Origin of the sequence: Acidaminococcus timonensis (assembly GCF_900106585.1) — a bacterium.
Lineage (GTDB): Bacteria > Bacillota > Negativicutes > Acidaminococcales > Acidaminococcaceae > Acidaminococcus > Acidaminococcus timonensis.
In genome coordinates, this window is record NZ_FNWH01000003.1 from 47542 (window position 1) to 53912 (window position 6371).

Consider the following 6371-nt stretch of genomic DNA (forward strand, 5'->3'; position numbering starts at 1 on the left):
GGTGCAGGGTTCAAAATTTTTTCAATTGGAGCTACTGATAGGATTCGAACCTACGACCCTCTCATTACGAATGAGATGCTCTACCAGCTGAGCTACAGTAGCATCGAACAGATGAATTATACCATAGTCACAGATTGAATTGCAAGAGGATTTTATGTCCCTCTTACAAGGTAATCAGCCGGAAATCGCACTTCTGCATATCCAGCATCCGGGCCGCCAGCCGTTTGCCCCGTTCCAGGTCAGCAGTAAAGCATACCTCTGCCCGTCCCAGGCCCACCTCCCGCAGCAGTTTCCTCTGTTTCAGGTCGTCCATGGCTGCCTGGACCGTCCGTTCCGCCGGATCCAGGATGGTGACTCCGGGACCAAAGGCTTCCCGGATTTCCTTTTCCACAAAGGGGTAATGGGTGCAGGACAGCATCACCGTATCCACATCATGGGCCTTCAGCTTGTCCGTGTATTCCCTGATGGCCGCATTCAGTTCCGGACTGCCGAACTTTTCCCCTTCGATCAGGGGTACGAATTTCGGACATCCCTGGCCAAACACCTGGATTTCCGGATCCATTTCCTGGATTTCCTTCTTATGGGCACCGGAAGCCACTGTAAAATCAGTGGCCAGGAAACCCACCCGTTTGTTTTTGGTGACTCCCTCCACCATATGAGCGCCCTTTTTCATGCCGATCACAGAAAAATCGTACCCGTTCCTGATCACGTCCGTCCCCAGCACCGTAATGGTGTTGCAGGCCACCACCAGCTGCTTGATCTGCCGCCGGTTCAGCCAGGCCGTCATCTGGCTGACGAAATGCTGGATCTCTTCCCGGCTGCGGTTGCCGTAGGGCGTACGGGCGGTGTCACCGATGAAGATGAACCGTTCATGGGGCAGCTTCTGCTGCAGCCATTTCAACACCGTCAGTCCGCCCACGCCAGAATCGATGACGCCAATGGGATCTAATTTGTTCATGGGAACCCTCCTGATTGCAATTTCTAGTCCGTTGAACCTTTTTGGAAACTTTATTATACCACGGCAATGGAAAAGGATGCAAAAAAGCCGATGGGAATCTGCACCAACGGCTCTTGCTCCAACTGTTATGACCGATTCAGGTACTCCACCGCAAATGCCACTTCGATCCCGGTCCCGTAAGGCAGCACATCTTCATCCACGTCAAAGGCCGGATGATGGTGCACACAGCAGATCCCTTTCTTTTCATTCCGGGCGCCCAGGAACAGGAATACCCCCGGCACCTTTTCCATGAACACAGAGAAGTCCTCTGCCCCCATCTGTTTTTCCATGGGCACCAGGGCTTCGGGCCCCATGACTTCTCCCACCACCTTCCGTCCCAGATCGTTCAGTTCCTGATGTTCGTTGATAAGGGGCGCCGGACCGAAGAAATAGGTACAGTCTACCTGGCAGTCCAGCCCTTCCCCGATGGCCCTGGCCACCTTTTCGATCCGCTGGGGCAGGGTCTTCCTGAAGGCCTTGTTGAAGGTCCGGGTGGTCCCCACCAGCTGTACACTCCTGGCCAGGTGACCCTTTTGCTCCCCGTCGCTGTTCATCATTCCCACGGTCAGTACAAAGGTATTTTCCGGATCATTTTTTCGGCTCACCAGCTGCTGCAGCCCCAGGATGACGGAAGCTGCGGCGGCAATGGGATCCGCCCCCTGTTCCGGTGCGTCGGAAGGAGCCGGTTTCCCTGTCAGGGTAATGGTGAACCGGTCACTGCAGGCCATCCGCTCCCCGTCTTCCAGATTGGCCGTACCGGCTTCCAGCAGGGCCCAGATATGCATACCGAAAATGGCATCCACATCCTCCAGGCATCCCTTTTCCACATAATGGCGGGATTCCGTACCGATTTCCTCCCCCATCTGGAACAGCAGTTTCACTTTCCCCGGGAAAGCATCCCGGTGAGCGCTGAGAATCTTCGCCGCACCCAGCAGCATGGCTGTATGGCAGTCATGGCCACAGGCGTGCATCACCCCGGGATTCCGGGACGCATAGGATTTGGTGGTGTCCGCCTCCTGGATGGGCAGGGCATCGATATCCGCCCGGAGCATCAGGGTTTTGCCCGGGCCCTTCGTTCCCTGGATGGTCCCTATACAGCCGGTGATGTCCGGAAATGTCTGTACGGAGATCCCCATTTTCGTCAGTTCGGCTGCAATGTGCGCCGTGGTATTTTTTTCCTCCCGCCCCAGTTCAGGATGGGCATGCAAGTAATGCCGCTGGGTAAGGATATAGTCCTTTTCAGCGGCAGCCAGTGTTTTGGCATCCATCAGCAGGTTCCTCCTTCCGGCAGCAGGGTCAGCTCGCTGCTGCAGCCAAAGGTTTCCGCAGTACGGCGGACCAGTTTTTTCAGTTTGTCCACCATATCCAGCAGCAGTTCATCGTCGTAGGACCGAAGGGTACCCATGAGCTGTACCTTGTCACAGACAATGTTGAACTGTTTGCCGGCTTTCACGTTCTCAAAGCCAAGGACCAGCGGCCGCAGAGGGTTATTGACCCGGCTCACCAGCGTCTGGGCCGCCTGGATCACTGCAGCAGCCGCTACAATAGCATCCTTCCCCAGATGGGGTGTGGAACCATGGGCCGATACCCCATGGACCGTAATGGTAAAGTCGATTTCATTTTCACGTTCCGTTTGTAATGGCATAAGACAGATCCTTTCATACTGAAAAACAAGGGAAGAACCCACCGCCCCTGTGCACCAGCACGGGGGCAATGGGTTCCGGAAGTCAATGCATCAAATAGATCCCGCCACCAGGGCCCAGAGGCAGATTGAAGATCACCCACACGGCCAGCAGGATGGCCCAGGCAATGGCAAAAGAGAAAGAGTAGGGAATCATATTGGCAATGATGGTCCCCATGCCGATATTCTTTTCATACTTCCGGGCAAAGCCCAGGATCAACGGGAAATAGGAAAACAGAGGAGACAGCGGATTGGTCAGAGAATCCCCGATCCGATAGGCCACCTGGGTCAGAGCCGGATCATAGCCCATCAGCATCATCATGGGCACCATCACCGGTGCCAGGATGGCCCATTTGGCAGAAGCGGAACCGATGAACATGTTGATGATACAGGAAACGATGATCAGGCCAAAGATCAGAGGCAGGCCGGTGATACCGGCATTCTTCAGTCCTTCAGCCCCGTTGATGGCCAGCACCACGCCGATGTTGGACCAGGCGAAATAACTGGTGAACTGGGCACAGAAGAAGCACAGCACAATGTAGGAAGAAATGTCCTTGAAAGCCTGGGAAATATCCGCCCACATATCCTTGTCGTTATGGTACTTGCCGGAGGCAAAACCGTACACCACCCCAGGTACGAACAGGACCAGAGTCACCATCAGGATGATCCCTGTCATGAACGGGGACTTGGGATCCATGATGGAATGGGTCTTGGGATCTCCCAGCAGGGGATCCGCCCCCACACACATGAGCACAATGACCACCAGAGTGATCAACCCTGCCAGCAGGGCCTTGTTCACAGCTTTCTTTTTCTGATCCGTCATTTCCCGGATGGATTCATCCAGTTCATACCGGCTCAGATCCGTCCCGGCAAAACGGGGTGCCATGATCCGTTCCGTGACGAACGTCCCCACCAGGGACAGCAGGAAACAGGATACCACCAGGAAATAGTAGTTGATGGCAGGAGACTGCTGGTAGTTGGGATCGATCATCTTGGCGGCGGCTTCCGTAAAGCCATAGGCCAGAGAGTCGGACATGCCCAGCATCACGTTGGCACAGAACCCGGCGGCCACACTGGCGAACCCGCAGAATACACCCAGCAGCGGATGCCGTCCCATGCTCAGGAAAATCACCCCGGCAACCGGTGGCAGCACCACGAACGCGGCATCGCCGGCCACATTGCCGTTGATACCGATGAAGATGATCACGAAGGTCACAATGGCCGGAGCGGCATCTCCCAGCATTTTCTGCATAAAAGCAGCCAGGAAACCGCTCTTTTCAGCCACGCCGGAACCGATGACACACACCAGGACCATGGCCAGGGGAGCAAAGTTGGCAAAATTGGAAACGGCCTTGCTCCACATCATCCGGAAGCCGGATACGGACAGCAGATTGACGATTTTGATTTCCTTCCCCGTTCCCGGATGGACCGCCGATACCCCGGCACTTCCCAAAATGGCGGACAGGATCAGGACGATGATGGAAAGCAGAACAAACAGAGAAACAGGGTCCGGCAATTTGTTGCCAGCCCGTTCGATCCAATTCAGGAAACAATCCATGAGACTTTTCTTCGGTTGTCTTTGTGTCCCTGACATCATATAAACTCCCCCTCTTGTGCAAATACAGCTTCCATTCCTTAAAAGAATAATAATTTCTGTAAACAAATGGATTGGAAAAAGCTTATTTTTATTATAAGCTGTCCCCCACGAGAAGTCCATGAATATGATGAAGAAATACTGTATACATGAACGATCTGAAAAGTAAAATGATAAATCGTTCGATAATACAAAACCCGCCACCCATGCGCTGCCGCACAATGGTGGTGGGTCCTTGTCCCAGGGACGGTGATGGATTCCTATCCCTGTATCCCTTTGATTTCTTTCAGTTTCCGCCACAACGGATAGATCACATTCTCCGGTGTCTCCGGATACGCCGTCTTGGGCAGCTCCAGGATGGGCACCCAATGGGCAGAGCTCACCTCTTTGGACAGGTGGAACGCCTGCTTTCTTACGAAACCCAGGAACCCGTGCATCAGCATCTGCCCCTTGCCGAACCAGTAGGTGCCTTCTGCTACCAGCTTGTCCACGGTCAGTCCCAGTTCCTCTTGGACCTCCCGACGGGCCGTTTCTTCCGCCGTTTCTCCCGGTTTGATGAATCCGGAAGTGATGCTTTCATATTCTTTGGAAAGATGGGGCTGCTTGCACAGGACCACTTCATCATATTCATTGCACACCAGGATGATGCTGCATCTGTAGAACCAGTCGAACCAGTACCGCTTACAGGTGTTGCAGTAAGGAACCAGGCCTTCGTCACCGGCCGGTCTGGGCTGCAGTTTTTCCCCACATTGGGGACAATAGGTAAAATGCATGGATTTTCCCTCCTTTTCTATGCATTGATTTATTATAAACGATTCTCCATTTATTGCCAAACCTGCTATAATGAGGTATTGGAGCGACAGCTCCGACCTTATAAGGGAGTGATTTTGATGTTGGATGAAAAAGTAAGAGATCTGATCAACGGCCAGATCACCAAAGAATTCTATTCCGCTTATCTGTATCTGGATTTTGCCAATTACTATCAGGAAAAAGGGCTGGACGGTTTCGCCCACTGGTTCGATATCCAGGCCCAGGAAGAACGGGACCATGCCATGCTCATGCGGACCTATCTGCAGAACAACGATGCCTCCGTGGTCTTCGGAACCATTGACAAACCGGACCTGACCTACAAGAAACTGGACGATCCGCTAAAGGCAGCCCTGAAACATGAACAATACATCACCGGCTGCATCAACAAGATTTACGCCGCCGCGGACAAAGCCAAGGATTATCGTACCATGCAATGCTTCGACTGGTTCGTGAAAGAACAGGGCGAAGAAGAAAAGAACACCAGCGATCTGATCAAGAAGTTCGAGCTGTTCGGCAGCGACCCCAAGGGCCTGTATGCCCTGAACCAGGAACTGCTGGCCAGAGTGTACGCAGCACCCACCCTGGTGCTCTGATCGGACATGGGCCGTACGCTCATTGCCATCGGATTGCTGCTGGTGGTGGTGGGAGTCATCGTGGAGTTCGGAGGCCATTTCCTGCCCCTGGGCCATCTCCCCGGCGACATCCACATCACCGGCAGACATGGCAGTTTTTATTTTCCCATCGTGACCTGCATCGTGGTCAGTGTGATCTTGAATCTGCTGCTGCGGTTGTTCCATTAACAAAAAAACTGTCGCGCAAGCGGCAGTTTTTTTGTTTCCTTCGGCTGCAGACTAGTGACTAGAGACTAGTGACGGGGTGTGAAAAAGAATTTTTTCACACCCCCCCTTTTTCAGTGGCTGGTGGATAGCGAGTAGTGGTTGGAAAAGAATTTTTTGCACGCCGGGCAGGGTGCCGCTGGCCGACCATGGAGCCGAGCGTAAAGCCATTTTCTGTTTCGCTCATCCGCCGTGAGCCTCGTTCAAGCGAAGCGCGTTGGCGGAAGGCGGATTGGAACGGCGAGGCAGAAAATGGCAGGGAGGCGACTTTGCGTCGGCAAGGGGTGCCCTGCCCGGCGGCGACAAGCAGCCTTCTCCTCAGAACACAAAAAGAAAGAGCATCGCGTCTGCGATGCTCTTTCTCACTTAACCGGCAGCTCCCTATCCTCCCGGAGCGTTTCCACTCGAGTACTTTCGGCGTATAAGGGCTTAACTACTGTGTTCGGCATGGGA

Annotated in this window: 7 protein-coding genes, 1 tRNA gene and 1 rRNA gene; 2 read left to right on the top strand and 7 right to left on the bottom strand. The window is 53.8% G+C overall.

Going from position 1 to position 6371, the window contains the following annotated elements:
• Nucleotides 1–26: 26 nt before the first annotated feature.
• The 6 genes from BQ5462_RS00295 to BQ5462_RS00320 all read right to left on the bottom strand — a co-directional run bounded on the left by BQ5462_RS00295 (nt 27) and on the right by BQ5462_RS00320 (nt 5045).
• Nucleotides 27–102, bottom strand: a tRNA-Thr gene (locus BQ5462_RS00295).
• 61 nt (nt 103–163) lie between these two features.
• Nucleotides 164–958, bottom strand: coding sequence for a glutamate racemase (gene murI / locus BQ5462_RS00300; protein ID WP_071141471.1), 795 nt, complete (start codon nt 956–958; stop codon nt 164–166).
• A 125-nt stretch (nt 959–1083) separates the two neighbouring features.
• Nucleotides 1084–2265 carry a M20 metallopeptidase family protein gene (locus BQ5462_RS00305; protein WP_071141472.1) on the bottom strand — a complete coding sequence of 394 codons (1182 nt, stop codon included), beginning with the start codon at nt 2263–2265 and terminating at the stop codon, nt 1084–1086.
• Entirely contained in the window at nt 2265–2642 is a 378-nt protein-coding gene (locus BQ5462_RS00310) for a peptidase dimerization domain-containing protein (protein ID WP_071141473.1), read from the bottom strand. Before BQ5462_RS00310 ends, BQ5462_RS00305 begins: the two co-directional genes overlap by 1 nt.
• A gap of 82 nt (nt 2643–2724) precedes the next feature.
• Entirely contained in the window at nt 2725–4236 is a 1512-nt protein-coding gene (locus tag BQ5462_RS00315) for an AbgT family transporter (protein ID WP_235819525.1), read from the bottom strand.
• 296 nt (nt 4237–4532) lie between these two features.
• Nucleotides 4533–5045: an NAD(+) diphosphatase gene (locus BQ5462_RS00320; protein WP_071141475.1), complete on the bottom strand. Its 513-nt coding sequence runs from the start codon at nt 5043–5045 to the stop codon at nt 4533–4535.
• Between the two features lie 117 nt (nt 5046–5162).
• On the opposite strand from BQ5462_RS00320, the gene BQ5462_RS00325 reads away from it, so the two are divergent.
• Together BQ5462_RS00325 and BQ5462_RS00330 are read left to right on the top strand one after the other, a co-directional pair.
• Nucleotides 5163–5675, top strand: a complete 513-nt coding sequence (locus BQ5462_RS00325) for a ferritin (RefSeq protein ID WP_071141476.1) — start codon at nt 5163–5165, stop codon at nt 5673–5675.
• 6 nt (nt 5676–5681) lie between these two features.
• The gene (locus tag BQ5462_RS00330) at nt 5682–5882 is read left to right on the top strand and encodes a DUF2905 domain-containing protein (RefSeq protein WP_071141477.1); all 201 of its coding nucleotides are present in this window, start codon (nt 5682–5684) and stop codon (nt 5880–5882) included.
• Between the two features lie 404 nt (nt 5883–6286).
• On the opposite strand, the gene rrf is transcribed toward BQ5462_RS00330, so the two are convergent.
• Nucleotides 6287–6371, bottom strand: a 5S ribosomal RNA gene (gene rrf, locus BQ5462_RS11780); the annotation flags it as partial.

Bases quoted from the DNA above. Each gene is read 5' to 3' on its own strand.
- murI (WP_071141471.1), bottom strand. From the start codon at position 958: ATGAACAAATTAGATCCCATTGGCGTCATCGATTCTGGCGTGGGCGGA.
- BQ5462_RS00305 (WP_071141472.1), bottom strand. From the start codon at position 2,265: ATGGATGCCAAAACACTGGCTGCCGCTGAAAAGGACTATATCCTTACC.
- BQ5462_RS00310 (WP_071141473.1), bottom strand. From the start codon at position 2,642: ATGCCATTACAAACGGAACGTGAAAATGAAATCGACTTTACCATTACG.
- BQ5462_RS00315 (WP_235819525.1), bottom strand. From the start codon at position 4,236: ATGGATTGTTTCCTGAATTGGATCGAACGGGCTGGCAACAAATTGCCG.
- BQ5462_RS00320 (WP_071141475.1), bottom strand. From the start codon at position 5,045: ATGCATTTTACCTATTGTCCCCAATGTGGGGAAAAACTGCAGCCCAGA.
- BQ5462_RS00325 (WP_071141476.1), top strand. From the start codon at position 5,163: ATGTTGGATGAAAAAGTAAGAGATCTGATCAACGGCCAGATCACCAAA.
- BQ5462_RS00330 (WP_071141477.1), top strand. From the start codon at position 5,682: ATGGGCCGTACGCTCATTGCCATCGGATTGCTGCTGGTGGTGGTGGGA.